Origin of the sequence: Micromonospora sp. AB353 (genome assembly GCF_049538395.1) — a bacterium.
GTDB classification, from domain to species: domain Bacteria; phylum Actinomycetota; class Actinomycetes; order Mycobacteriales; family Micromonosporaceae; genus Micromonospora; species Micromonospora aurantiaca.
The window spans coordinates 59,537-84,934 of sequence record NZ_JBMVFV010000012.1 but is presented as its reverse complement, the minus strand read 5'-3'; the positions used below and the strand labels follow the sequence as shown (position 1 = coordinate 84,934).

Annotated in this window: 26 protein-coding genes and 1 tRNA gene; 12 read left to right on the top strand and 15 right to left on the bottom strand. The window is 72.3% G+C overall.

What is annotated here, in order from left to right; translation table 11 throughout:
- The first annotated feature begins 36 nt into the window (after positions 1-36).
- A complete protein-coding gene (locus tag ACPCK6_RS08710; protein ID WP_423480818.1) occupies positions 37-258 on the top strand; it encodes a hypothetical protein in 222 nt (73 codons plus the stop codon).
- Between the two features lie 93 nt (positions 259-351).
- On the opposite strand, the gene fabF is transcribed toward ACPCK6_RS08710, so the two are convergent.
- The 5 genes from fabF to ACPCK6_RS08685 all read right to left on the bottom strand — a co-directional run bounded on the left by fabF (position 352) and on the right by ACPCK6_RS08685 (position 5,389).
- Entirely contained in the window at positions 352-1,578 is a 1,227-nt protein-coding gene (gene fabF / locus ACPCK6_RS08705) for a beta-ketoacyl-ACP synthase II (RefSeq protein ID WP_135241466.1), read from the bottom strand.
- 2 nt (positions 1,579-1,580) lie between these two features.
- Entirely contained in the window at positions 1,581-1,820 is a 240-nt protein-coding gene (locus ACPCK6_RS08700; protein WP_007072348.1) for an acyl carrier protein, read from the bottom strand.
- An 82-nt stretch (positions 1,821-1,902) separates the two neighbouring features.
- Positions 1,903-2,847 (bottom strand): beta-ketoacyl-ACP synthase III, encoded by a 945-nt coding sequence (locus ACPCK6_RS08695; RefSeq protein ID WP_366593737.1) that lies wholly within the window; start codon positions 2,845-2,847, stop codon positions 1,903-1,905.
- A complete protein-coding gene (locus tag ACPCK6_RS08690) occupies positions 2,848-4,017 on the bottom strand; it encodes an acyltransferase domain-containing protein (protein WP_423480817.1) in 1,170 nt (389 codons plus the stop codon). It abuts the gene before it with no gap.
- Positions 4,018-4,114: 97 nt separating this feature from the next.
- Positions 4,115-5,389 (bottom strand): PucR family transcriptional regulator, encoded by a 1,275-nt coding sequence (locus tag ACPCK6_RS08685; RefSeq protein ID WP_423480816.1) that lies wholly within the window; start codon positions 5,387-5,389, stop codon positions 4,115-4,117.
- 104 nt (positions 5,390-5,493) lie between these two features.
- Between ACPCK6_RS08685 and ACPCK6_RS08680 the strand changes: the two genes are divergently transcribed.
- Entirely contained in the window at positions 5,494-5,823 is a 330-nt protein-coding gene (locus ACPCK6_RS08680) for a hypothetical protein (RefSeq protein WP_318335155.1), read from the top strand.
- Between the two features lie 43 nt (positions 5,824-5,866).
- Here the strand turns inward: ACPCK6_RS08680 and ACPCK6_RS08675 are convergent, their stop codons facing one another.
- Complete coding sequence (locus ACPCK6_RS08675; protein WP_396882649.1) at positions 5,867-6,529, bottom strand: hypothetical protein; 663 nt, start codon at positions 6,527-6,529, stop codon at positions 5,867-5,869.
- A gap of 213 nt (positions 6,530-6,742) precedes the next feature.
- Here ACPCK6_RS08675 and ACPCK6_RS08670 point away from each other — a divergent pair, with 213 nt between their 5' ends.
- Positions 6,743-7,324: a copper resistance CopC family protein gene (locus tag ACPCK6_RS08670; RefSeq protein WP_423480815.1), complete on the top strand. Its 582-nt coding sequence runs from the start codon at positions 6,743-6,745 to the stop codon at positions 7,322-7,324.
- Between the two features lie 5 nt (positions 7,325-7,329).
- Here the strand turns inward: ACPCK6_RS08670 and gltX are convergent, their stop codons facing one another.
- The 3 genes from gltX to ACPCK6_RS08655 form a co-directional block, all read right to left on the bottom strand.
- Complete coding sequence (gene gltX / locus ACPCK6_RS08665; RefSeq protein ID WP_423480814.1) at positions 7,330-8,739, bottom strand: glutamate--tRNA ligase; 1,410 nt, start codon at positions 8,737-8,739, stop codon at positions 7,330-7,332.
- A gap of 105 nt (positions 8,740-8,844) precedes the next feature.
- Complete coding sequence (locus ACPCK6_RS08660) at positions 8,845-10,122, bottom strand: MFS transporter (protein WP_396882646.1); 1,278 nt, start codon at positions 10,120-10,122, stop codon at positions 8,845-8,847.
- Positions 10,119-11,432, bottom strand: coding sequence for a GH1 family beta-glucosidase (locus ACPCK6_RS08655; RefSeq protein WP_423480825.1), 1,314 nt, complete (start codon positions 11,430-11,432; stop codon positions 10,119-10,121). Before ACPCK6_RS08655 ends, ACPCK6_RS08660 begins: the two co-directional genes overlap by 4 nt.
- 201 nt (positions 11,433-11,633) lie before the next feature.
- On the opposite strand from ACPCK6_RS08655, the gene ACPCK6_RS08650 reads away from it, so the two are divergent.
- Complete coding sequence (locus ACPCK6_RS08650) at positions 11,634-12,080, top strand: SRPBCC family protein (RefSeq protein WP_013287829.1); 447 nt, start codon at positions 11,634-11,636, stop codon at positions 12,078-12,080.
- 138 nt (positions 12,081-12,218) lie between these two features.
- On the opposite strand, the gene aceE is transcribed toward ACPCK6_RS08650, so the two are convergent.
- Positions 12,219-14,963, bottom strand: a complete 2,745-nt coding sequence (gene aceE, locus ACPCK6_RS08645) for a pyruvate dehydrogenase (acetyl-transferring), homodimeric type (protein ID WP_396882645.1) — start codon at positions 14,961-14,963, stop codon at positions 12,219-12,221.
- Between the two features lie 189 nt (positions 14,964-15,152).
- Between aceE and ACPCK6_RS08640 the strand changes: the two genes are divergently transcribed.
- Positions 15,153-15,557 (top strand): secondary thiamine-phosphate synthase enzyme YjbQ, encoded by a 405-nt coding sequence (locus ACPCK6_RS08640; RefSeq protein WP_269697422.1) that lies wholly within the window; start codon positions 15,153-15,155, stop codon positions 15,555-15,557.
- A 41-nt stretch (positions 15,558-15,598) separates the two neighbouring features.
- Here the strand turns inward: ACPCK6_RS08640 and ACPCK6_RS08635 are convergent, their stop codons facing one another.
- Complete coding sequence (locus ACPCK6_RS08635; protein WP_396882644.1) at positions 15,599-17,242, bottom strand: alkaline phosphatase D family protein; 1,644 nt, start codon at positions 17,240-17,242, stop codon at positions 15,599-15,601.
- A 186-nt stretch (positions 17,243-17,428) separates the two neighbouring features.
- Between ACPCK6_RS08635 and ACPCK6_RS08630 the strand changes: the two genes are divergently transcribed.
- The 5 genes from ACPCK6_RS08630 (at position 17,429) to ACPCK6_RS08610 (ending at position 21,597) form a co-directional block, all read left to right on the top strand.
- Positions 17,429-17,899 (top strand): MarR family winged helix-turn-helix transcriptional regulator, encoded by a 471-nt coding sequence (locus tag ACPCK6_RS08630; protein ID WP_423480813.1) that lies wholly within the window; start codon positions 17,429-17,431, stop codon positions 17,897-17,899.
- Between the two features lie 62 nt (positions 17,900-17,961).
- Complete coding sequence (locus ACPCK6_RS08625) at positions 17,962-20,346, top strand: transketolase C-terminal domain-containing protein (protein ID WP_423480812.1); 2,385 nt, start codon at positions 17,962-17,964, stop codon at positions 20,344-20,346.
- Positions 20,347-20,456: 110 nt separating this feature from the next.
- Complete coding sequence (locus ACPCK6_RS08620) at positions 20,457-20,891, top strand: DUF3052 domain-containing protein (protein ID WP_013287823.1); 435 nt, start codon at positions 20,457-20,459, stop codon at positions 20,889-20,891.
- A gap of 80 nt (positions 20,892-20,971) precedes the next feature.
- A complete protein-coding gene (locus tag ACPCK6_RS08615) occupies positions 20,972-21,439 on the top strand; it encodes a peroxiredoxin (RefSeq protein ID WP_194802220.1) in 468 nt (155 codons plus the stop codon).
- Positions 21,440-21,522: 83 nt separating this feature from the next.
- Positions 21,523-21,597: transfer RNA gene (locus ACPCK6_RS08610), tRNA-Val, on the top strand.
- Between the two features lie 28 nt (positions 21,598-21,625).
- Here the strand turns inward: ACPCK6_RS08610 and ACPCK6_RS08605 are convergent.
- The 4 genes from ACPCK6_RS08605 to ACPCK6_RS08590 all read right to left on the bottom strand — a co-directional run bounded on the left by ACPCK6_RS08605 (position 21,626) and on the right by ACPCK6_RS08590 (position 24,750).
- A complete protein-coding gene (locus tag ACPCK6_RS08605; protein WP_423480811.1) occupies positions 21,626-22,255 on the bottom strand; it encodes a hypothetical protein in 630 nt (209 codons plus the stop codon).
- A gap of 162 nt (positions 22,256-22,417) precedes the next feature.
- A complete protein-coding gene (locus ACPCK6_RS08600; protein ID WP_423480810.1) occupies positions 22,418-23,221 on the bottom strand; it encodes a hypothetical protein in 804 nt (267 codons plus the stop codon).
- A gap of 8 nt (positions 23,222-23,229) precedes the next feature.
- A complete protein-coding gene (locus ACPCK6_RS08595) occupies positions 23,230-23,760 on the bottom strand; it encodes a hypothetical protein (protein WP_423480809.1) in 531 nt (176 codons plus the stop codon).
- A gap of 231 nt (positions 23,761-23,991) precedes the next feature.
- Positions 23,992-24,750: a helix-turn-helix domain-containing protein gene (locus ACPCK6_RS08590; protein WP_423480808.1), complete on the bottom strand. Its 759-nt coding sequence runs from the start codon at positions 24,748-24,750 to the stop codon at positions 23,992-23,994.
- A gap of 225 nt (positions 24,751-24,975) precedes the next feature.
- Between ACPCK6_RS08590 and ACPCK6_RS08585 the strand changes: the two genes are divergently transcribed.
- Positions 24,976-25,155 (top strand): hypothetical protein, encoded by a 180-nt coding sequence (locus tag ACPCK6_RS08585; protein WP_423480807.1) that lies wholly within the window; start codon positions 24,976-24,978, stop codon positions 25,153-25,155.
- A complete protein-coding gene (locus ACPCK6_RS08580) occupies positions 25,152-25,397 on the top strand; it encodes a hypothetical protein (protein ID WP_423480806.1) in 246 nt (81 codons plus the stop codon). The genes ACPCK6_RS08585 and ACPCK6_RS08580 overlap by 4 nt, the downstream gene beginning before the upstream one ends.
- The last annotated feature ends 1 nt before the right edge of the window (position 25,398 follow it).

Sequence of the window (25,398 nt, the reverse complement as noted above, 5' to 3'; positions counted from 1 at the left end):
TGCGGCCCGGGGCGGCCGGCTGGCAGGGTGGCGCCCATGGGAGAGGCAGCACAGGGATTCCGGTACGTCGAGTGCGCCGACGGCACTGTGGTCATCACGCATCACGGCCGGGTCGCCGGCACGTTGCGCGGTGGCCGGGCGGCGCAGTTCCTGGCCGAGGTCGGCGACGACCCGCAGCTGGTCATGGCCCGGTGGACCGGCAACTACCGGCGCGGCAACGAGCGCACCGCCCGGCAGCACCCCCGCAACCGCAGCTGAGGTGTAAGGAAGGGCCCCCTCTTAACGCCTGCGGTAGAGGAAGGGCCCCTTCTTAACAGCGACTGTTAAGAAGGGGCCCTTCCTTACATCCGATCAGGGGCGGGTGAAGACCAGCGCGACGTTGTGCCCGCCGAAGCCGAACGCGTTGTTCAGCGCCGCCGGGATCTCCATGTGACGCGCCTTGTGCGCGGCGACGTCCAGGGTCAGGCCCTCGTCCGGGTCGTCCAGGTTGATCGTCGGCGGAATCACGCCGTCCCGGATGGCCAGGATGGTGGCGATCGACTCCAGCGCGCCGGCCGCGCCGAGCAGGTGCCCGGTCATCGACTTCGTGGCGGTGAGCACCGGGTGGTCGCCGACCGCCTGACGCAGCGCGCCGATCTCCAGCATGTCCCCGACCGGGGTGGAGGTGGCGTGCGCGTTGACGTGCACGATGTCGGTACGGGCCACGTCCGCGTCGGCGACCGCCCGGGCGATGGCGCGGATGGCGCCCTCACCCTCGGCGTGCGGCTGCACGATGTCGTACGCGTCCGAGGTGATCCCCGCGCCGGCCAGGCGCGCGTACACCCGGGCGCCCCGGGCGGCGGCGTGGTCGGCGCGCTCCAGGATCACCACGCCCGCGCCCTCACCGAGGACGAAGCCGTCGCGACCGGAGTCCCACGGCCGGGAGGCCCGCTCCGGCTCGTCGTTGCGGGTCGACATGGCCCGCATCGAGCTGAAGCCGGCGATCGGCAGCGGGTGGATGACCGCCTCGGTGCCGCCGGCCACCACCACGTCGGCCCGGCCGGCGCGGATGATGTCCAGGCCCAGCGCGATCGCCTCCGCGCCGGTCGCGCAGGCGCTGGCCACGGTGTGGACGCCGGCCTTGGCGCCCAGCTCCAGACCGACCCAGGCGGCCGGGCCGTTCGGCATCAGCATCGGGATGGTGTGCGGGGAGACCCGCCGCGGTCCGGACGCCTCCAGGATGTCGTCCTGGGCGAGCAGGGTGGTGGCGCCGCCGATGCCCGAGCCCACGCTGACCGCCAGGCGCTCCGGGTCCGGCGCGGCCTCGTCCAGACCGGCGTCGGCCCACGCCTGCTTGGCGGCGATGATGGCGATCGCCTCCGAGCGGTCGAGCCGGCGCAGCTTCACCCGGTCCAGCACCTCGGACGGGTCGACCGCCAGTTCGGCGGCGATCCGGACGGGCAGTTGCGCGGCCCACTCCTGGGTGAGCGCACTCACCCCGGAGCGGCCGGCGAGCATGGCGTCCCAGGTCGACGCGACGTCCCCGCCGAGCGGGGTCGTCGCGCCGAGCCCGGTGACGACGACGTCGGGACGACTCATGATCAGGACTGCGCCTCGATGTAGCTGACCGCGTCCCCGACGGTCTTGAGGTTCTGCACCTCGTTGTCCGGGATCTTGACGCCGAACTTCTCCTCGGCCGCCACCACGACCTCGACCATGGAGAGCGAGTCGACGTCGAGGTCGTCGGTGAAGGACTTCCCCTCGGCCACGTCGTCCGGGTTCACCCCGGCAACCTCTTCGAGGATCTCGGCGAGGCCGGCGGTGATCTCGTCACGGGTCATTGCGGTTGGTTCCTCTCATCGGGGGTTCCGGTGACCGGCGTCGCCGGTCACGCACCTCGGCGCGTTCGCGCCCGAGGGGGTCTCAGGGGCAGCGCACGACCTGACCGGCGTAGGTCAGGCCGCCGCCGAAGCCGAACAGCAGCACCGGGGCGCCCGAGGGCACCTCGCGCCGCTCGACCAGCTTCGACAGGGCCAGCGGGATGCTCGCCGCCGACGTGTTGCCGGACTCGACGATGTCCTTGGCGATGATCGCGTCCGGGATGTTCAGCCGCTTGGCGATGCCGTCGATGATCCGGGCGTTGGCCTGGTGCGGCACGAACGCGGCCAGCTCCGACGGGTCCACCCCGGCGCGCTCGCACGCCTGTAGCGCGAGCGGGGCCAGCGCGGTGGTGGCCCAGCGGAACACCGACTGGCCCTCCTGGGTGATGTACGGCTGCCAGCCCTCGATCCGGACCGCGTCGCTCTTCTCCGGCGCGGAACCCCAGACCACCGGCCCGATCCCGGCCGGCTCGTCGTCGGCGGTCGCGCTGACCACCGCCGCCCCGGCGCCGTCGGCGAAGATGATGCAGGTCGAGCGGTCGGTCCAGTCGGTGAAGTCGGAGAGCTTCTCCGCGCCGATGACGATCGCGTTGCGCGCCGCACCGGCCCGGATCGCGTGGTCGACGGTGCCCAGCGCGTACGCGAAACCGGAGCAGGCGGTGTTGAGGTCGTACGCCCCGGGCGCGTCGATGCCCAGCTTGGCCGCGACCCGGCAGGCCACGTTGGGGCTGCGGTCCACGGACGTGCAGGTCGCCACCACGACCAGGTCGATGTCGGCGGCGGTCAGCCCGGCGTTGGCGAGTGCCTTGCCGGCGGCGGCGGTTGCCATGTCGGCCACCGTCTCGTCGCCCGCGATCCGCCGGGTGACGATGCCGACCCGGTCCCGGATCCACTCGTCGTTGGTGTCGACCATCTGGGCGATCTCGTCGTTCGTGACGACGCGGGAGGGCTGGTAGTGCCCCATCGCGACGATCCGGCTGCCGGCCATTTAGTGCGTTCCTCCGATACGGACGAGGGGCTGGCCCGGTGCGACCGGGTCGTCGTGGTGTGCGAGCCACTCGACGAGCGGCCCGTTGTCGTGTGCGGTCACCTCGACCGGGCCCCGGCCGGTGGTGACGTGGCCGAGGACCTCACCGGCGCGTACCTCGGTGCCTTCGACCGGTGCGGCCGACAGGTCGAGGCGGCCGGCGGCGGGGGAGACGACCACCCGGAACGACGGCGCGGTCGGGCGGGCGGCGGGGCCGGCGTGCCGGGCGATCAGGCGGCGCGCGGCGGGCAGGTCGGCCGGGGTGTTCAGGGTGACGATCTCGGGTGCGCCCTCGCCCTTGAGTTCCCGCTTGACCAGTCCGGCGAGCGTGCCGGCGGGCGGCAGTTCGATCACGCCGGTGACGCCGAGGTCGGCCAGCGTACGCATGCACAGGTCCCAGCGGACCGGGGCGGTCACCTGCCGGACCAGCCGGCGTACCGTCTCGGGGCCGTGCCCGACCGGCGCACCGTCGAGGTTGGACAGCAGGATCCGGGCCGGGGCGGCGGCCGGGACACCGGCGGCGACCGCGGCGAGCGCGGTCTCGGCCGGCGCCATGTACGGCGTGTGGAACGCGCCCGCCACCTGGAGCCGGATGACCCGGGTGCGGGTCGGCGGCTCGGCGGCCAGCTTGTCCAGCGCGTCGACCGCGCCGGCGGCGACGATCTGACCGGCGCCGTTGCGGTTGGCCGGGTGCAGCCCGTGCGACTCAAGCGTGGCGAGCACCTCGTCCGGGTCGCCGCCGAGCACGGCGGCCATGCCGGTCGGCTCCAGCGCGCAGGCGGCGGCCATCTCCCGTCCGCGTACGCCGGCGAGCGTCACGGCGGCCTCGGCCGGCAGCACCCCGGCCAGCGCGGCGGCGCCCAGCTCACCGACGCTGTGCCCGGCGGCCAGGCCGACGTCGTGCATCGGCAGGTGCTCGGCGGCGAGCAGCGCGGCGGCGACCAGCAGCGGCTGGGTACGGGCGGTGTCCTTGATCTCGTCCGCGTCCGCCCGGGTGCCCAGGTGGATCAGATCCACCCCGGCGAGCGCCGACCACCAGCGCAGACGCGCCTCGGCGCCGGGGAGGTCGAGCCACGGCGCGAGGAAGCCGGGCTTCTGCGAACCCTGTCCGGGAGAGAGTACGGCGAGCACGTGTACGACTCTGACGGATCCCGGCGTGCCGCGCTGTAACGTACGGCACCAAACCACACTAGAACCTTTAGAGGAAACCTACAAAGATCGCTGGCGATCATCGCCGGTCGGAGGCCGCCGGCACCACCGGGTCGAGGCGTCCCACTGTGAGCGCGACCTGCAGCGCGAACGCGTCGCGCGGAGCCAGTGGGGAGAAACCGGTCACCTCGGCGATCCGCTTCAGCCGGTAGCGCACGGTGTTCGGGTGCACGAACAGCGCCCGGGCGGCGCTCTCCAGCGTGCCGCCGGCGGCGAAGAACGCGTCGAGCGTCTCCAGCAGCTCACCGCCGGAGCGGGCCAGTGCCGCGTACACGTCGTGCCGCAACCGGCGGCGGGCCTCGGTGTCCCCGGCCAGCGCGCGTTCCGGGAGCAGTTCGTCGGCGGCGACCGGGCACGGCGCGGTCGGCCAGGCCGGCGCGGCCCGGAACCCGGCCAGCGCGGCCCGCGCCGACTCGGTGGCCTCGTCCAGGCTGGGCACCGCCGGGCCGACCACCACCGGCCCCTCACCGAAGGCGGTACGCAGCTTCTCCGTGGCCGCCACCGGGTCGGCGGCCCCGCCCAGCACGATGACCAGGCGGTCGCCGTGCACGCCGCCGATCACCTCGACGCCGATCCGGCGGGCCTGCCGGTAGACGGTGTGCAGCACGGCCGCCACCTCGCCGCCGGGGGAGCGGCCCACCGCCACCGCCACCGGCGGCGCGTCGGTCCAGCCCAGCGCGGCGGCGCGGCTGGCCAGCACGTCCGGGGAGTCGCCGCGCAGCAGCGCGTCGACAAGCAGCGCCTGCAATCGGGCGTCCCAGGAGCCGCGGCTCTCGGCGGCCCGGGCGTACACCCGCGCGGCGGCGAACGCGATCTCCCGGGAGAAGCGCAGCACCGCCTCCCGCAGCGACTGTTCCTCGCCCGGTACGGCCAGGTCCGACACCTGCTCCTCGACCACGTCGATGGTCACCTTGATCAGCGCCACGGTCTGCTGGAGGCTGATCGAGCGGGCCAGTGCCTGCGGCGCGGCGGCGAAGACCTCGTCCGACACCTCCTGGGTGCGGTCGGTCGCGCCGCCGCCCTGACGCAGCCACTGCACCAGGGAGCGCACGCCGGCCTGGGCGACGAGCATGACCCAGGAGCGCTGGTCGGCGGGCAGCTCACGGAACCACGGCAGCGTCTCGTCCATCCGGGCCACGCTGGCGGTCGCCAGGCCGCCCGCCGCCCGCTCGATGCGGCGCAGCGTCGCCGACGTCTCCGTTCCCCCCGGTTCGCTCACCGCACCAGCCTGACACGGCGTGACCAGCGGATCCACTTCGAGGCGGCGGGCCCGCGGTGGCGTGACGATCTCCACCGGTACGCGCTGACGATCTCGTCCGGCCGGGCCAGTACGGTGTCAGGGCACGCCGGGCCAGACTCCGGCCGGGCGGGCGAGGGCGACGCGTGAGGGGGGCCGGGATGGCGCAGGGGGAGGCCGAGCACGGTTGCGCCCAGGGTGAGGCCTGCCGGCGGGGCCACGACCAGCCGGTGACTGCCACGCACCCGCGCCGGCCGTGCCTGAACCATCAGGGCGAGCAGCCGGCCGGCCGGGTGCCGGAGCGCGCCGAGGACGAGCCGGGCGTGCCCCGGCAGCGGGCGGCGGAGCCGGCGCACCCGGCCGACGACGAGCCGTCCGACCGGAACTGCCGCAGCGATCTCGCGGGCTGGGCGGGTGCCCATCGGCACGGCGCGGTACGCCCGCGCAACCGCACCACCCGCCGGGAGCGCCCGCCGCGCCGCTGGTGCTGACGCGCCGCCTGCCGGGCTGACGGACCTGACCGCCGGGCCGGGCTCAGCGCGTGCGGCGGCGGACCAGCAGCGCGATGCCGGCCAGCCCGGCGGTGATGACGAGCACGATGCCCACGTTGAGCAGCAGCAGCCGCTGGAGTTCGCCGAGCGCGGTGTCGATGTTCTGCACCGGGTCGAGCGCCTCCTCCGGAAGCACCCGCTCGCCGCCGCCGACACCGCCGGCGAGCGTGTCGAACTGCGCCGGCATCGGCACGCCCACCGAGCGCAGCGTCTCGGGCATGTTGAGCCGGCCGAAGAACCAGCCGGCGCGGGTGCTGCTCAGGTCCGGCTGCTTGCCCGGCCGGTAGATCCGGGGACCGCCCTTGGCCAGCGGGAACAGGTCGTAGGTGCGCTGCGGGCCGGCGGCGGCGAGCACCACCACCGTGTACTTCGGACCGAGATCCTTGGCGGCCGGGCCGCGCAGCTGACCGGTCGTGCCGAGCCACTTGACCTGGTCGACCACCAGGTTGACCTCGTTCGGGCTGACGTCGGCGCGCAGCTGCAACGGCGCGTCGAGCCGCTCGCCGGTGATGTCGACGCCGGTCGGAGCCGGCTTGGGCTTCGGCGCGGCCTGAACCGCTGCCGTGCCGGCCAGGGCCAGCGTGCACGCCAGGGCCGCTACGCTCCCGGTCACGGCGACGAGCAGCCGTCTCACCCTTCGGACCATCGCCGCCTCCTCGCCCCGTTCGATGGCTGGCTTCCGCTGCAGGTCACACTGGACCGGTGTCCACCACAAAGACTCCGCAGAACGGCGCTCGGTTGCAGCTGGTGGAAGAGTATTTGGAACTATCTGCGAGCTGAGACCGACCAATGAGCGGTCGATGATCATCGGCCGGATCCTACCCGGACGGAGGGAACCATGGGGGGCAGGGTCGCCCGTGTGACACGTACCTGGATGGTCGTGCTCGGGGTGGTGGCGGCGTTCGCGCTGCTGCCGGCCGCGCCGGCCGCCGCGCACAACTCGCTGACCGGCAGCGATCCGCGCGACGGGGCCCGGCTGGCCGCCGCGCCGGAGCGGATCGAGCTGCGGTTCCTCGCCACGCCGAAGGAGGCGACCACCGAGGTCACCGTCACCGGCCCGGACAACGTGGCCGCTACCGGCGGCGCGCCGACCTTCTCCGGCAAGCGCGTGATCGTGCCGTTCCGGCCGGGCGCGGCCGGCCTCTACATCGTGACCTACCGGCTGGCCTCCGACGACGGACACCCGATCAAGGGGGAGGTCCGGTTCACCCTGACCGCCGGCACCCCGGCCGAGTCGCCGTCGGCGACGGTGCCGCCCACCAGCGCCGCGCCGACCGCCGCGCCCACCAGCGCCGTGCCGTCCCCGGCGAGCCCGACCCCGGCCGCCGCCGGAGCGGACGACGACGGCGGTACGGGCTGGCTGTGGGCGGCCGGCGCGGTGGTGGTGCTCGCGGCGCTGGGCGGCGGGCTGCTGCTGCGCCGCCGGGCCACCCGGCGCTGAGCGGCTCAGACCAGGCGTACGCGGGCGGCGCGCAGCCGGGTCAGCGTACGGTCGCGGCCGAGCACCTCGAGCGACTCGAACAGCGGCAGGCCGACGGTGCGCCCGGTGACCGCGACGCGTACCGGTGCCTGCGCCTTACCGAGCTTCAGCCCGCGCTCCGCGCCGACCGCCTCCAGCGTGGCCTTCAGCGACTCGGCGTCCCAGGACTCCAGCGCCTCGAACGCGACGATCGCCGCGTCCAGCAAATCGGCGGCGCCCTCCTTCATGGCCTTGGCCCAGGCCGCCTCGTCGATCAGCGGGTCGGCCAGGAACAGGAAGTCGACGTTCGGCACGATCTCGCTGAGCACCGCGATCCGGGTCTGCGCCAGCGGGGCCACCGCCGCGAACGCGGCCGGGTCGAACTCCTCGGGCTGCCACGGCGGCGGGGCGATGGTCTCGGTGCCGGTGAGCCACGGCCGGCACGCCTCGACGAAGTCCGCCACCGGCAGCGCCCGGATGTAGTCGCCGTTGAACGCGCGCAGCTTCTTCTCGTCGAAGAACGCCGGGGACGGGTTGACCTCGTCCAGCCGGAACTCCTCCTCGATCACCGACCAGGGCACGATCTCCCGGTCGCCCGAGGGCGCCCAGCCCAGCAGCATCAGGTAGTTGCGCATCGCGTCGGCGAGGTAGCCCTCGTCCCGGTACGCCTCCAGGGCGACCTTGTCGCGCCGCTTGGACAGCTTCTGCCGCTTCTCGTTCACCACCACCGGCACGTGCGCCCAGATCGGCGGCTTGACGCCGAGCGCGTCCCACAGGAGCTGCTGCTTCGGGGTGTTCGGCAGGTGCTCCTCGGCCCGGATCACGTGGGTGATCCCCATCGACATGTCGTCGACCACGTTCGCCAGCAGGAACACCGGGGAGCTGTCACCGCGGGCGATGACGAAGTCCTCGATCAGCTTGTTCTCGAACGTCGGCTCGCCGCGGACCAGGTCGACCACCACTGTCTCGCCCTCGTCGGGCGTACGGAAGCGCAGTGCCCGGCCCTCGCCCGGCTCCAGGCCGCGGTCGCGGCAGAAGCCGTCGTAGCCGCGCTGCTGCGGGCCGGTACGCGCCTGCACGTCCTCGCGGGTGCAGTCGCAGTAGTAGGCCCGGCCGCCCTCGTACAGGCGCTGCGCGGCGGCCCGGTGCTCGCCCGCGTACGAGGACTGGAAGTACGGGCCCTCGTAGCTGCCCCGGGCGATGCCGATCCAGTCGAGCGCGGAGAGGATGCCCTCGGTCCACTCGGGCCGGTTACGCGCCGCGTCGGTGTCCTCGATGCGCAGCACGAACACCCCGCCCTGCTGCTTGGCGAAGATCCAGTTCTGCAGCGCCGAACGGGCACCACCGACGTGGAACATACCGGTCGGGGAAGGGGCGAAGCGTACACGTACCGTCACGCCCCCCAGCCTACGGCGGACCGCCACCGAGAAAGGAAGGGCCCCTTCTTAACGCCTCCTGAGGTGAAGGGGCCCCTTCTTAACACGCGCGGCAGCCGGCGGACGTCACGGTACGGAGCGGATCTTCACGACCAGGGCGCTGCCGAGAAGGGTGACCGCCGCGGTGACCGCGTACAGCGTCGGGTAGCCGCCGAGGTGCACGACGATCGGCGCGGACAGCGCCGGGCCGAGCACCTGCGGCGCCGAGTTGGCGATGTTGATCACGCCGAGGTCCTTGGCCCGGTCGGTGGCGGCGGGCAGCACCTGGGTGATCAGGGCGGCGTCCACCGACAGGTAGACGCCGTATCCGGCGCCGAGCAGCAGCGCCGCGACGATCGCCATCGGCCAGGTCGGTGCCGCCGCCAGCAGCGTCGCCGCCACCGCCATGATCAGCCCGGAGACGATCACGAAGACCTTGCGCCGGCCGGAGCGGTCGGACATGCGCCCGGCGACCACCGCGGTGAGCATCATGCCCAGCGTGTAGAGCAGGATCAGCACCAGCAGGGAGCCCTCGGGGTCGGCCACCCGTACCCCGTCGGTGAGGAAGTAGAGCAGGTAGAGCGTGCCCAGCGCGTTTCCGGTCTGCACCAGGAACCGGGTGAACCAGGCCCAGGCGAAGTCGGGATGGCGGCGCGGGCTGATCCACATCGAGGCGAACAGCGACCGCAGCCGCAGCGGCGGGCGGTGCTCCCGGGGCAGGTGGTCGTCCTGGGTCAGCAGCGCGAACGGCAGCGACAGCAGCAGTACGGCGAGTGCGATCGCCGCGTACCCGGCGGCGTTGCCGGTGACCACGGCGGTGACCAGCACCGCGCCGAGGACCAGGCCCAGTGCCTGCGGGATGCCCACCCAGCCGGACACGCCGCCGCGCTGCGCCACCGGCACCCGGTCCGGGATCGCGGCGGTGAGGCTCGCCAGCATCGCGTTGAAGCAGACCTGCGCTGCCACCCAGGCCACCGCCACCCCGGCGATCGTGTTCTGCCGGGCCAGCAGCACCAGGGCGAGCGCGCCGATCACCGCGCCGAGCGCGGTCCAGACGTGCCGGCGGCCGAAGTGGCGGTTGGCCAGCCGCAGCGAGGTGCGGTCGGACAGCGCCCCGGCGAGCGGGTTCGCCAGCACCGCGGCGAGCGCGCCGATGCCGGTGACCACCGCCAGCATGGCTTCCTTGTCGGCCGGGGCGATCCGTTCCACCTGCTGCGGCAGCAGCACCTGGATCGGGGTGAAGAACGCCATCCAGACGCCCAGGTTCGCCGCGAAGATCAGCGCGATCCAGCCCCGCCGTACCGGGACGGTCGGCTCCGCGAGCGCCGCCGGCAGCGAGGCCGGCGTCGGGTTGACGGTGGTCACCGCCGGACCAGATCCCGGAACCAGGTGTACGACGACTTCGGCGTCCGTCGCTGCGTGTCGAAGTCGACGTGCACCAGGCCGAACCGCTTGGTGAAGCCCTCGGCCCACTCCCAGTTGTCCAGCAGGGACCAGACGAAGTAGCCGGTCACCGGCACGCCCCCGGCCATCGCCTCGCGCACCGCGCGGATGTGCCCGTCCAGGTACGCGATCCGCTCCGGGTCGTGCACCCGGCCCTCGGCGTCCGGCGCGTCGTCGTACGCGCAGCCGCTCTCGGTGACCTGGATCGGCGGCAGCGCGTCGCCGTACCGCTCGTGCAGGAGGAGCAGCAGCTCGCGCAGGCCGTCCGGGGCCACCGGCCAGTCGAACGCGGTACGCGGGTAGCCCTCCAGCGGCACGATCTCGAACGGCAGCGGCGAGTCCGCCTCCGGCGCCCGGATGCCGGTCGGGTTGTAGTAGTTGACGCCGAGCACGTCGATCGGGGCGGCGATGACGTCCAGGTCGCCGTCGCGTACCACGCCCGGCTCGGGGCCGAGCGCGTCCGGGTAGCCGCGTCCGAGCAGCGGATCGGTGAACAGCCGGTTGTGCAGCGCGTCGTACGCCGCGGCGGCGGCCCGGTCCGCGTCGGTGTCGTCGGCGACCCGCACGGGGGAGTAGTTGTTGGCGATCGCCACCGGGGACGTGCTGCGGGCGCGCAGCGCGGAGACCGCGAGGCCGTGCCCGAGGAGCTGGTGGTGGGCCACCGGGAAGGCGTCGAACAGCAGCGTGCGGCCGGGCGCGTGCTCGCCCATGCCGTGGCCGAGGCTCATGTGGATGAACGGCTCGTTGAGCGTGATCCACAGCTTCACCCGGTCGCCGAGGCGGGCCGCGGTCAGGTCGGCGTACTCGGCGAAGCGGGCGGCGGTGTCCCGGTTGAGCCAGCCGCCGGCGTCCTCGAGGGCCTGCGGCAGGTCCCAGTGGAACAGCGTGGCGACCGGGTCCACGCCGGCGGCGAGCAGCCCGTCCACCAGCCGGTCGTAGAAGTCCAGCCCGGCGGCGTTCGCCGGACCGGTGCCCGTCGGCTGGATGCGGGGCCAGGCGATCGAGAACCGGTACGCGGACACCCCCAGCCCGGCCAGCAGCGCGGTGTCCTCGGCGTACCTGTGGTAGTGGTCGCACGCCTGGTCGCCGGTGCTGCCGTCGGCGATCCGGCCCGGGTCGTGGGCGAACGTGTCCCAGATGGACGGACCGCGTCCGTCGACCGAGGTCGCGCCCTCGATCTGGTACGCGGAGGTGGAGACCCCCCAGCGGAAGCCGGCGGGGAACTCGGGCATCGGCGCGGTCGTCAAGTCACCCTCCAGAACGTGAAGCGTGCTCGCGACTCTAGGGCTCCGCGGACCGACGCGCCATAGGCCGAGATGACTGGGTGGCGCAAGGGAGTTCGGCGTGTCTTTTCCGAACCCGTCCGCTTAAGTCCGATTTACACATAGAGTGCCAAATATCGCGGATGTGATTTAAGTGGGGGAAAGATACTCATGATCCTCGTGGAACGAAGCGCGCACGTGGCGGCGCCGGTGGATGTGGTCTGGGACGTCGTGCAGCGCGCCGAGCAGCTGCCGGCCTGGCTGGCGGGAGTCCGCGCGGCCGAGGTCCTGTCCGGGGAGGGATTCGGGCGGCGGCAGCTGGTCCAGGCCGGACGCGGCGCCGCGCACGAGGCCGAGGTGATCGCCTTCCAGGAGCCGACCCTGATCGGCTGGCGCGAACGCGCGAAGGGCGCCGGCGCCCGGGCCGAGGCGCGCACCGAGATCTACGTCCAGCTGACCCCGGACGAGGAGGGCGGCGGCACCGTCGTACGCCTGATCGTCGTGCGGTGGCCCGCCGGACCCGTCAAGGCGGCCCTGCTCCGGCTCGGCCTGCGCCGGGTCGGCGCCGACCTGGAGGACTCGCTGGCCCGGCTGACCGACCTGGCCGCCGTCGGCTGACCGAGCCCGTCCCGGCGTCGCCCGCGATGGTGACGGCCCGGCGTTCCCGCCAGGGACGCCGGGCCGTCGTCGTCTGTGCCCGAGGTGTTAAGAAGGGGCCCCTCCTCTACCGGAGACGTTAAGAAGGGGCCCCTCCTTTCAGCTGTCGCCGCCGGTCTCGCCGACCGGGGCGGCGTTGACGTCGTCCAGCGCGTACTTGCGGGCCGCGTCGGCCGGCACGTGCGCCGGCACCACGCCGCGCAGCGCGAGCTGGCGCAGCGTGGCCACCGCCACCGACTCGGCGTCCACGTGGAAGTGGCGGCGCAGCGCGTGCCGCGTGTCCGACATGCCGAACCCGTCGGTGCCGAGCGAGGTGTAGTCCCCGGGTACCCAGCGGGCGATCAGGTCCGGCACCGCGCGCATCCAGTCGCTCACCGCGACCTTCGGCCCGTCGGCGTCGGCCAGCTTCCGCGCGATGTACGGCACCCGCGGCTCCTCGCCCGGGTTGAGCAGGTTGTGCTCCTCGCACTGGACCGCGTCGCGGCGCAGCTCGGTCCAGGACGTCACCGACCACACGTCGGCGGACACGCCCCAGTCCTCGGCGAGCAGCTGCTGGGCCTTGAGCGCCCACTGCATGCCGGTGCCGGAGGCGAGGATGTTCGCCTTCGGCGCGTCGTCACCGACCTGCGGCGCGGGGGAGTAGCGGTGGATGCCCTTGACGATGCCCTCGACGTCCACGCCCTCCGGCTCGGCCGGCTGGAAGATCGGCTCGTTGTAGACGGTGAGGTAGTAGAAGATGTTCTCCTGCGCCTCGCCGTACATCCGGTGCAGGCCGTTCTCCACGATGTGCGCCAGCTCGAAGGCGAACGCCGCGTCGTAGGAGACCACCGCCGGGTTGGTGGCGGCGAGCAGCAGCGAGTGGCCGTCCTCGTGCTGGAGGCCCTCACCGTTGAGCGTGGTCCGGCCGGCGGTCGCGCCGAGCACGAAGCCCCGCGCCATCTGGTCCGCCGCCGCCCAGAACCCGTCGCCGGTGCGCTGGAAGCCGAACATCGAGTAGAAGATGTACAGCGGGATCATCGGCTCGCCGTGGGTGGCGTACGCCGTGCCCGCAGCGGTGAACGAGGCCACCGACCCGGCCTCGTTGATGCCCTCGTGCAGGATCTGGCCGGTCGTCGACTCCTTGTACGACAGGAACAGATCCCGGTCGACGGCGGTGTAGCGCTGGCCGTGCGGCGAGTAGATCTTCTGCGTCGGGAACAGCGAGTCCATACCGAAGGTACGGGCCTCGTCCGGGATGATCGGCACCCAGCGCTTGCCGAACTCCTTGTCCTTCATGATGTCCTTGAGCAGGCGGACGAACGCCATCGTGGTGGCGACCTTCTGCTTGCCCGACCCGCGCTTGACGTCGGAGAACCGCTCGCTACCAGGGATGGCCAGCGTCTTGCGCGCGGTGCTGCGGGTGGGCAGGTAGCCGCCGAGCTGCTGACGCCGGTCCTTCAGGTACGCGATCTCGTCCGACTTCTCGCCCGGGGTGTAGTACGGCGGGAGGTACGGGTTCTCCTCCAGCTGCTTGTCCGGGATGTCCAGGTAGAGGCGGTCGCGGAAGAGCTTCAGATCCTCCAGCGTCAGCTTCTTCATCTGGTGCGTGGCGTTGCGGCCCTCGAAGTGCGAGCCGAGCGTCCAGCCCTTGATCGTCTTGGCGAGGATCACCGTCGGCTGGCCGGTGTGCTCCATCGCCGCCTTGTAGGCCGCGTAGAGCTTGCGGTAGTCGTGGCCACCCCGCTTGAGGTTCCAGATCTCGTCGTCGGTCAGCCCTTCGACCATCTTGCGGGTCCGCGGGTCGCGGCCGAAGAAGTGCTCCCGCACGTACGCCCCGGACTCCGCCTTGTAGGTCTGGTAGTCACCGTCGGGCGTGGTGTTCATCAGGTTGACCAGCGCGCCGTCGGTGTCCGCGGCGAGCAGCGGATCCCACTCCCGGCCCCAGACGACCTTGATGACGTTCCAGCCGGCGCCCCGGAAGAACGCCTCCAGCTCCTGCATGACCTTGCCGTTGCCGCGGACCGGTCCGTCCAGGCGCTGGAGGTTGCAGTTGATCACGAAGGTGAGGTTGTCCAGCTCCTCGCGGGCGGCCACGCCGATCGCGCCGAGCGACTCGACCTCGTCCATCTCACCGTCGCCCAGGAACGCCCAGACGTGCTGCTGGGAGGTGTCCTTGATGCCCCGGTGCTGCAGGTAGCGGTTGAACCGCGCCTGGTAGATGGCGTTCAGCGGGCCGAGGCCCATCGAGACGGTGGGGAACTCCCAGAAGTCCGGCATCAGCCGCGGGTGCGGGTACGACGGCAGCCCGCCGCCGGGGTGCGACAGCTCCTGCCGGAACCCGTCGAGCTGGTTCTCGCTGAGCCGGCCCTCGAGGAACGCCCGGGCGTACATGCCGGGGGAGGCGTGACCCTGATAGAAGATCTGGTCGCCGCCGCCGGGGTGGTTCTTGCCCCGGAAGAAGTGGTTGAAGCCCACCTCGTAGAGGGACGCCGAGCTGGCGAACGTCGAGATGTGGCCGCCGACGCCGATCTCCGGGCGCTGCGCCCGGTGCACCAGCATCGCGGCGTTCCACCTGATGTACGCCCGCAGCCGCCGCTCGACGTGCTCGTCACCCGGGAACCACGGTTCGCGCTCCGGCGGGATCGTGTTGATGTAGTCGGTGGTGGTCAGGGACGGCACCCCGACCTGCCGCTCGCGGGCCCGCTCCAGCAGGCGCAGCATGACGTACCGGGCTCGCTTTGTCCCGCGCTCGTCGATGACACCGTCGAGTGACTCGACCCATTCGCTGGTCTCTTCAGGGTCGATGTCCGGAAGCTGGCTCGGCAGACCAGCGGTGATCACCGGGCGCTTGCGTTCCGTAGCCACAGGCGTTCCCTCGGTTTCGTGTGGGATAGGTCTCTAGCGCCATCCTGCCCCCTGGTGGCGCGTGTCGTCACCTCTCCCACCCCCAGACGCGACGCTGAACACAGGTACCCATCAGTAACTTTGCGCGATCACCGGATGCGCTATCGGCTGGCGGGCCGGGGAACCGGGCACTGCGGCAGAATGCGCCGTATGCGCAGTGAGGTGATCACCGTCCGGACCGGCTCCCGTCCGACCGTCCGGGACATCACGAGCGAGGCCGAACGGTTCGTGTCCGGCGCCGGGGACGGGCTGCTGCACGTCTTCGTCCCGCACGCCACCGCCGGGCTGGCGATCATCGAGACCGGCGCCGGGTCCGACGACGACCTGCTGCGGGCGCTCGACGACCTGCTCCCCACCGACGACAGGTGGCGGCACCGGCACGGCTCGGCCGGGCACGGCCGCGACCACGTGCTACCGGCGTTCGTGCCGCCGTACGCGACGCTGCCGGTGCTCGGCGGGCGGCTCCAGCTCGGCACCTGGCAGTCGATCTGCCTCGTCGACACCAACGGCGACAACCCCGACCGCCAGGTGCGCTTCTCGTTCCTGGCCGGCTGACCGGCCGGACCGGGCGCCCCGCGCCCGGCCCGGCCGCGCCGTCACGGGCGGACCGTCTCCGCCTCCACCGTCTGCCGGCCCTGGTCGGCACCGGGGGCGGCGGTGCGCGCCGCGGCCGGCGGCCGGTCGTACGTCAGGTTCAACCCGGGTACGCGGTCCTCGATCACGAACCGGGCCCGGGTGTACGCGGGTGCGTCCGGCCGGCTCACGTACGGCAGCACGTCGAAGTCGGCGGTCAGCTCGGTCGGGGTGATCGTGGTGCGCACGTACCCCCGAAGGTTGTTCTGGAAGCGCAGGTGCGGGTTGAACGCCAGCCACGGGTGCGAGCCGGTCGGCGAGTCGGCGCCGTCGCCGGTCGAGGTGATCGACGAGCAGACCAGCTCGCTGCCGACGGTGCGCGAGGTCGGGTCGGCGTAGTCCAGTTTCAGGTCGCTGGCCCAGTGCGCGTGCACGTCGCCGGTGAGCACCACCGGGTTGCGCACCCCGGCGGCGGTCCAGCCCCGGGTGATCCGGTCCCGGGAGGCCGCGTACCCGTCCCAGGCGTCCATGCTCGTCACCGTGAGCGGGCCGGAGTTGTTGTCCCGCTGGGCGAAGAAGACCTGCTGGCCGAGCAGATCCCAGCGGGCCTCGGAACGGCGGAAGCCGTCCAGCAGCCACGCCTCCTGGGCGGCGCCGGTGATCGAACGGGCCGGGTCGGACGCCTCGGCGCAGCTCTTGTAGCCGTCGCCGCACGCCTGGTCGTCCCGGTACTGCCGGGTGTCGAGCATGTGGAAGGTGGCCAGCCGGCCCCAGCGCACCCGCCGGTAGAGCCGCATGTCGATGCCGCGCGGGATCGAGGTGCGGCGCAGCGGCATGTTCTCGTAGTACGCCTGGAACGCCGCGGCCCGCCGGGCGGGGAAGTCCGGATCGGGCGCCTCGGGCACCTCGTCGGCCCAGTTGTTCTCCACCTCGTGGTCGTCGAAGACCACCGCCCAGGGCGCGACGGCGTGCGCCGCCTGGAGGTCGGTGTCGGTCTTGTACTGGGCGTGCCGCTGCCGGTAGTTCGCCAGCGTGCGGGTCTCCGGGCCCTCGTGGTCGCGCGGGTTGCCCCCGGGGACGTTGTAGGTGTCCTTGGCGTACTCGTACTGGTAGTCGCCGAGGTGCAGGATCAGCTCCGGCTCGGTCTCGGCCAGCCGCCGGTACGCGGTGAAGTAGCCGTGCTCGTACTGCGAGCAGGAGGCGAAGGCCATCGCCAGGGCGGACGGCATCAGCCACGGCGCCGGCGCGGTGCGCGTGCGCCCGGCCGGGGACACCCAGCGCTCCGCCCGGAACCGGTAGAAGTACTCCCGTCCGGGCAGCAGGCCGCCCAGTTCGACGTGCACGCTGTGCGCCGAATCCGGGCGGGCCAGGGCCACGCCGCGGCGCACCACGTGCCGGAAGCGCTCGTCGGCGGCCACCTCCCAGGCCACCGGCACGGTCCGCGTCGGCATGCCGCCCAGGCCGTCCTCGGCCAGCGGCTCCGGCGCCAGCCGGGTCCAGAGCACGAAGCCCTCGTGGTCGGGGTCGCCGGAGGCCACGCCGAGCGTGAACGGGTCGCGGCGCAGCGGGCCGGGCGACGCGGCGGCCGCGACCGGCAGGCCGGCTGCCGCGCCGGCGGCGCCGAGCGCCGCGCCGCTGAGCAGGATGGTACGTCGGGACAGAGCCACGGTTTTCCTCCCCGGAGTCCGGTTCGTCGACTCCGGGAAGCCTCACGGACGTCGATGGACAGGAGGTGACGCGCGGACGACCGGGCGGGAATTTCCGCCGAACAGCGCTTCATGATCGGCAATCGGTTGCACGAGGTGCCTGACCGTTCCGATGATCGAAGATCGACTTCGCCATAACATGAACGGATGGCGCATTCCACCGTTCCCACCGCCCGTGACCGGGCCGGCCTGGCCGGGGAGACCGTGCGCCGGATCCTGCACGTCGCCGCCGCGATGCGGCACCACCAGCACGAGGGGATCGCGGCACTGGGCCTCACCCCGGCGGTCGCCCGGGCGCTGCACGAGCTGGACCCGGACCGCCCGCTCCCGGCCCGCGACCTCGCCGAGCAGCTCGGCTGCGACAGGTCCAACATCACCGGCCTGGCCGACAAGCTGGAACAGGCCGGGCTGGTGGAACGTCGCACCGACCCGGCCGACCGGCGGCAGAAGGCGCTCGTCGTCACCGGGCGGGGCCGGCAGGTACGCGACCGGGTCCGCCAGGTGATGTCGGACTCCCGACTCCTCGACGCCCTGAGCACCGAAGAACTGGCCACACTGCGGGACCTGGTGCTCAAGGTCTCCGACGGAGGCTGCCCGCGGGAGTGTGGGCAGGTCTGAGCCACGCCGGGCGGAACGTGTCCGAGTGGGCGAGGCGGGCCCGAGTCGGTAATGCTGTCCGCGTGACCACCCCGCACGATCTCGACGACCGGCTCCGAGCCGAACTGGCCGCGCTCGGGGCGCCCGACCAGCGGCGCGACCTGGGCGAACCGCTGCCCGACGGCGGTGCGTTGACCGGGGCGCAGGCGCTGGCCCTGTTCGACGCGCAGCTGACCAGCCGGCTGCTCGACCTGGCCGGCCGGTGGCTGTCCGGCTTCGGTGAGGGGTACCACACGATCGAGTCGGCCGGTCACGAGGGCGACGCCGCGGTGGCAGCCGCGCTGCGGCCGACCGACCCCGCGCTGCTGCACGCCCGCTCCGGCGCGTTCTACTGCCTGCGCGCCGCCCAGGCCGCCGGTGCCTTCCCGGCCCCCTCCCCGGAACCGGAACCAGAGCCGGAGCCGGAACCGGAACCGGGGGAGACGGAGGCGGCAAGCCTTCCCGTGGGCGCCGGGATCGCCGTGGACGCGGACGGGGACGCGACTGTCGTCGTACCCGATCTGCCGCAGCCCGCGCCCGACGACGCGTTCGCGGCGGCGGCGCGTGACGTGCTGCGCGGCATCGTCGCCTCCGCTGAGGAACCCGCGGCCGGCGGGCGGGCGAAGGTCTTCGGCCGCGCCGACCTGGCGGTCGTGCCGACCACCTCGACCGCCGGCGCGCACCTGCCGCGCGCCGTCGGCCTGGGGCTGGCGCTGGAGCGGCTGCGCCGCGATGCGCGGCCCACCGACGGCGACGCCGGGGCGGCGCCCTGGCCCGCCGACGCCGTGGTGGTCTGCGCCTTCGACGACGGCGCGGCCGACCACGCCACTGCCACCGCCGCGCTGAACACGACCGGCTGGTACGACCACACCGGCCTGCGCATCCCGGTGCTGTACGTCTGCGCCGACAGCGGCGCCTCCGCCGAGGGCTGGGTGGCCGCCACGCTGCGGGCCCGGCCCGGCATCAGGTACTTCGCCGCCGACGGCACGGACGTGGCCGCGACCTACCGGGTCGCGGCGGAGGCGGTGGAGTGGGTACGCCGGCAGCGCCGGCCCGCCGTGCTGCACCTCGGCGCGGTCCGCCTGATGGGGCACTGTGACGGCGACGCGGCCCGCGACCCGCTGCTGGCGACCGCGCGGCTGCTGGTGACCTCCGGGTACGCCGGTGGCGAGGAACTGCTCGCCCGCTACGACGAGCGGGGCTGGCAGCTGCGCCGCGTCGCCGAGGAGGTGCTGGACGAGCCGAAGCTCGCCTCCCCGGTCGAGATCGTGCGGGAACTGGCGCCGCGCCGGCCGGTGCGGGTGTCCCGCGCGGTCGCCGAGGCGGCGGCACACGCGGCCGGGCCGGGCGCCGGAGCGCGGGCGGAGGCGTTCGGCGGCAAGCCGCCGGAGCTGACCGGCCCGCTCACGCTGGCGCAGAGCATCAACGCCGCGCTCGCCGACGGCATGCTCGACCACCCCGGGACGGCGGTGTTCGGTCACGACGTGGCCGCCCGGGGCGGGGTGTACGGCGTGACCGAAGGGCTGCGGGACCGGTTCGGGGCGGCGCGCGTGTTCGACACGCTGCCGGACGAGACCTCGATCCTCGGGCTCGGGCTGGGCGCCGGGCTGGCCGGTCTGCTGCCGGTGCCCGAGATCCGCCACCTGACGCTGCTGCACGGCGCCGAGGACCAGCTCCGCGGCGAGGCGGCCACCATGCGGTTCCTCTCCCGGGGCGCGTTCCGCAACCCGATGGTGGTGCGGGTGCCCGGCCTGGCGAGCCCGGACGGGCTCGGCGGCCACGACCGTAACGACGACTCGCTGGGGGCGCTGCGGGACGTACCGGGCCTGGTGGTGGCCGTGCCGGCCCGGCCGGACGATGCCGCGCCGATGCTGCGGACCTGCCTGGCGGCGGCCCGGGTGGACGGCAGCGTCTGCGTGTTCGTGGAGCCGATCGCGCTCTACCACGTGCGCGACCTGTACACGGAAGGTGACGACGAATGGGCCGCCGAATACGCCGAGCCGGGCACCTGGGCGGACCGGCACGTGCCGATCGGGCGGGCCCGCGTCTACGGGATCGGCTCCGCCGAGGACCTCACCATCATCACGTTCGGTAACGGAGTGCGGATGTCGCTGCGCGCCGCCGCCACGCTCGCCGAGGAGGGCGTGGGCAGCCGGGTGGTGGACCTGCGCTGGCTGGCTCCGCTGCCGGTGGCCGACATCATCAGGGAGTCCTCGGCGACCGGCCGGGTGCTGGTGGTGGACGAGACGCGGCGAACCGGCGGGGTGGGCGAGGGCGTGCTGTCCGCGCTCGTCGACACCGGGTACGTGGGTGCCGCGCGCCGCGTAGCCGCACTTGACTCGTTTGTACCATTAGGTCCGGCTGCCCGTCAGGTACTGGTCTCCGCGGAAGCCATCACCCAGGGTGCCCGTACGCTGCTGGCACGGTAAATTCCGTTCCACCCGGTGCGCCACTTGCGTGGCGAGCCGCAACTGTGTGGACTGAGCCCGACGGTGTCACCCGACGCCACGAGCAGGGATAGATGAGGAGGCACTCGACAGTGAGCGCGACCGCTGGCCAGGCCGACGGGGTACGCAGCCTGGCGGACCGGTTCGGTATCGAGCCGGGCATGGTCGTCATGGAGATGGGCTACGACGACGACGTCGACACCGATCTCCGGGACGCCCTGACCGACCGCTGTGGGGAACTCGTCGACGAGGACACCGACGAGGTGGTCGACGCGGTTCTGGTCTGGCACCGCGACGGCGACGGTGACCTGTTCGAGCTTCTCGTCGACGCCCTCGGGCCGCTCGCGGACAACGGCGTGGTCTGGCTCCTGACCCCGAAGGCCGGCCGCGACGGTCACGTCGAGCCGAGCGAGGTCGCGGAGAGCGCGCAGACCGCCGGGCTCCAGCAGACCTCCACCATCAACGCCGGCCGCGACTGGAGCGGGGCCCGCCTCGTCATGCGTCGCGGGTCCAAGAGCAAGAAGTAGGGCGCGCCGCACACCCGGCGACCGCTGTCGCCGGGTGTGGCAGGCTGATCATCTCCAGACCCGATCCCGAGGGAGCACGCATGCCCATCGAGGTTGGCGCCGAGGCGCCCGACTTCCTGCTCAAGGACCAGAACAACCAGGAGGTCCGGCTTTCCGACTTCCGCGGTAGCAAGACCGTGCTGCTGGTCTTCTACCCGCTCGCCTTCACCGGCATCTGCCAGGGCGAGCTGTGCGAGGTGCGGGACAACCTCAACGAGTACGTCAACGACGACGTCCAGGTGCTGACCGTCAGCGTCGACTCCGTGTACGCCCACAAGATCTGGGCCGACCGGGAGGGCTACCAGTTCCCGCTGCTGGCCGACTTCTGGCCGCACGGCGCGGTGGCGCAGGCGTACGGCGTCTTCAACGACGTCGCGGGCATCGCCAACCGGGGCACCTTCGTCATCGACAAGGCCGGCGTGGTCCGGTTCGCCGAGATGAACATGCCCGGCGAGGCGCGCGACCAGCAGGGCTGGCGCAAGGCGCTGGCCGAGGCCGTCGCCGCCTGAGTCCCACACCCCAGGCACGTCGTTGCGCGGGGCCGGAGGCGGACAGGTAAGCTGGCCGCTCCGGCCCGCCGTACGGGCGTTCCGGGCGCGTAGCTCAGTGGGAGAGCACTCGCCTTACAAGCGAGGGGTCGCAGGTTCGAAACCTGCCGCGCCCACCAACAGCTAGGGGCGGGCCTTACGAGGGGCTCAGCCAGCGACCAAGTGCTGGTGGCATCGGTCGCCAGCGGCGTCCGGCAGCAGCACACATCCGCACACCCGGCACGTGCCCCAGCGGCCGTGCCACGATCCGGTGCGCCGGAATCGGGAGAGGGCTGCCCGCCAAGCGTTCAGGTCGGCCTCCTCAATCTCGCCGTCAGCGTCCAGCGGGTATCGGGGCTCGCTGCCGGCCAGGAAACCCGCGACGAAGTAGCGGGCCTCCTCCGACATGGCCCCCATCTGGGCGTGCGAGACGTTGTAGCCCACGCTCTCGTGGGGACACCACGCTGCCATCCGTCCAGCGAATGTGTGGCCGTTACCGATCAGGACGTCACGCCCGCAGGAAGTCTCGAACCACAGCCGCTCATCGATCGCCGGCTCATCGATCGGCGCCCGCTCCCAACGCAGCGGGAGGCTCACCTTCGCCACTACGCAGGAGGGAACCGCATCGTGGGAGGGCGGGCACCAAGCCACGAGATTGGCACCCCGTTCGTGTGCGAAGGCGATCGCCTCGTCCCGGGCCATCAGCTTCAACTCTGTCCCGCTGTCGAGGTACACCTCGGCGGCCTCGATAGCCTCGTCGAAGCGGAAGTCGGCCAGCGACCACATCCTGTCGGGCATGGACGACGATCCTAGATCGGCAGAGCAGCGATCATGTCAAGCATCAGCCGCGAATCGGCAGCACCTGCCGCCCGGCCAGGGCGACAAGTTTGCCGTCCGCTATCAAGCCACCGCGCACCTTGCGGCGATTAGCGAGTGGCTACCCGACTTCTGTGACACGGCTTAGCCTGGCGCGGGGACGGTCTTGACGATCGCCGTCGCCAGGGACGTCGCCTTCTCCTGAGCGATTGCGGTGACCTCGGAGGCGGTACTCAGTTTGGGCGGCCAGAAGGCGAGCGCCTCGACACTGATGAGCAGCGAGCCGTGGGCGAAGATCAGCCGCGCGTTGCCGGGCAGGAACGGCATTCCTTCGGCGCTCTCCGGGTTCACCCGGCTCACCGTCGCCGTGGTCAGCCGCGCGTTCGTCGATCCGATGGTCATCGAGCGTGTGCCCCACCGCGCGCTGGCCATCCCGATGGTAAGTCGGAAATCCTTACTGGGGCAGCGTTCGGTGCGCGCCGTACGCGCGGCCGCAGCGGCCGCCGAGGCATCGCGCAGACCGATCACCGTGACGTTCAGAAGGGTTGTCGGGGGCTGGACGTCGACGAAGATCCCTACGAGATTGACCTCCAGGCCCGCGCCCCACACCTGGTCGAACTCCAACCCGCCCCCGTCCGACCGGTCGGGGTCGGCAATGAGCAGGTCGCAGGGTTCATAGGGTTCGCCGACCTCGATCGTGCGCTCCCGGATGTCGTCGCCGACATCGGCCCGCTCGACCAGCTGGCGAATCATCGCCATCAGCGCCTCTTGCTGGTTGGGCGATGCCGACGGTGCGGGATCCACCGAGGGTGCCGGAGGCGGTGGCGGGTCGGCTCGTGTGACGCAGCCGGCAAGGCCCAGTACCACCAGTACGCCGGCGACAAAGGATCCGCCGCGAACCCGATCAACGATCCCCACGAATCCCCGCTTCCACTCGGGGTGCAGCATATGGCTCATCACGTCCGGCGTTTGCCCGTGCGCGGTCGCTGCTGCAGACGGGACTCGCGGGAGCCGCTCAGGCTGGATGGTCGTGCTGGATGGTCGTGCAGGAACGACTGGGCCGCCGCCTTCGCGGCCGCAGTCGCCTTCTCCGTCTGGTCGAAGGCCGCGTCCCATCCGGCGTACAGCTCCAGGAAGCGATCGGCCACGGATCGCAGCTCCGGCGACCGGGATTCGACCGCCTGGCAGTAGATCTCGTGGGCCAGGTCCTCGGCGTCACCCTCTCCCGCAACGATGCTCGCCGCTGCCTGACGCATGAGGTGCAGCCGAGCGCCGCGCTCGTCCGGCACCGGCGAACCGAGTTCGCCCATCGCCTGCCGGAACAGATCGACGGCCTCCCGCGACTGGCCCCTCGACAGGCCGGCAAGCTCACGCAGGCCCGGCGAGTCGATGCCTCGGGTCAGAGCGTGAGCAGCCGCCATCGGCAGGTCGTCGCCGACCGGTTCGTCCATCGCCAGCCGGACGGCGAGGTCGCGCAGGTGCTCCACGCCCGAGAGGCTAAGCGATGGACGGGGGCAGCGTCGGCCGTCGCGGTGCGGTGTGGTGACGGGTCAACGGCCGGCCCGTGGCGCGGACTGTCACAGCGTTCCCCTGTTGTCATCGCGAGCACGATGTGCGCCTCGCCTGGGTGCGGACACCCTGCCGTGCGGCATTCCACTGCAGAGTAGTCGACACGAGTGCTGTTCATGTCCGCCAGCCGAGGCGATGGTGCGGCCGCTCTACGTCGCTGACGTGTTGTACCGGTCCAGCGTCGCCTTGGAGGTCGACGCGTCGCGGAAGACGAGCTCCCAGGGGCCGGTGTTCACGTCCATGTCCTTGCCGAATCCGACCCACTTCCCGGCCATCCGTCGGCCCGTCGGCTCGGCCAGAAGCTGGATCGCCCCGTGGTAGCGGGCTCCCCGGTAGTAACCGGCCGGGTCGGTTTGTTCCACCCAGGTGCCGGTGATGACGGTGCCGTCCACGGTCAGATCCAGCGACAGAGACGAGGACGCCGATCCGGGCAGGCTGCGCGCCGTCAGCCTGTCGCCGTGCTGGAGCAGGACGACGAAGTGCTGCCCGGCGAAGGACTCCTCCCGGCCGCTGGAGTAGTACTGGTAGCGGCTGAGCCACACGCCCTCGTACGACCTGTGGGCCGTGGCGGGCTTGGGTGTCGGCGCCGGCGTGGCCAGGCTCGATACGGGTGAGGTCAGGTCGTGGCCACCGTGTTGGTCGTCGGCGACGTGTCCACCGGGCACTGCGGCGAAGCCGAGCAGTGAGATGGGCAGACCGGTGACGACCTCCAGGGCGCGGGCGTAGACGGGGCGCGGTGCGGCGATCGCACCGGACTCCCATCGCTGGACGAGTCGCTTGTTGGCGTCGTTGGGCTCGCCGACGCGGTGGCCGGCGGCTTGGAGCGCGCGGGCGAAGTCGTCCTGGCTCATGCGCATTCCGGTACGGACGCCGCGCAGAACCGTGTTGGGGGCGGTCATGCCCGCCACGATAATGCTATGTCGCCTCAATGTCGCCACCTATGTGGTCGGATTGTCGGCTCTTGTGCCGTCGCGATCGGTGACACCTGGACGTCACTGTGGACAGATGTCGGGCACTGGCGACGAACCGTCGATGAGCCGGAGCGATCAGATCCACGCGGTGCAACGGTCCACGGACGGCGACGCCTCGCGAATTTCGATCAATCGTGGTCACTGGCCGCAGGGGAGTGACGAGTGATCGGCGGGCCGGAGGTGACGATCCTCGCGGTTCACGTACGGGGACTCGACGGCATGTGTGCCGGGTGCCGGGCGTGGTGGGCGCGGCTCACGCCGTACCCCTGCTGGCAGGTGGAATGGGCGACCAGCCGGCAGGCGCGGGCGGTCACCGCGCGGTTCCTGAAGGGCGCGCGGTGACCACCCACGGCCCGGTCATGCCGGTCTGGACCTGCGGCGGCTGCGACAGGCCCTGGCCGTGCCCGACGCGGATGCGGGAACTGCGGGCGGAGTACGTCGGTGCGCCGGTGTCGCTGGCCCTGTACCTCGGTGCCTACCTCGTGCAGGCCTCCGAGGACATGCCCTGGGCGCCTGCTGGCGCACTGCACCGCCGCTTCGTCGGGTGGACCCGGGAAGCCGGTCCGCACGAGCGATATGACTGAG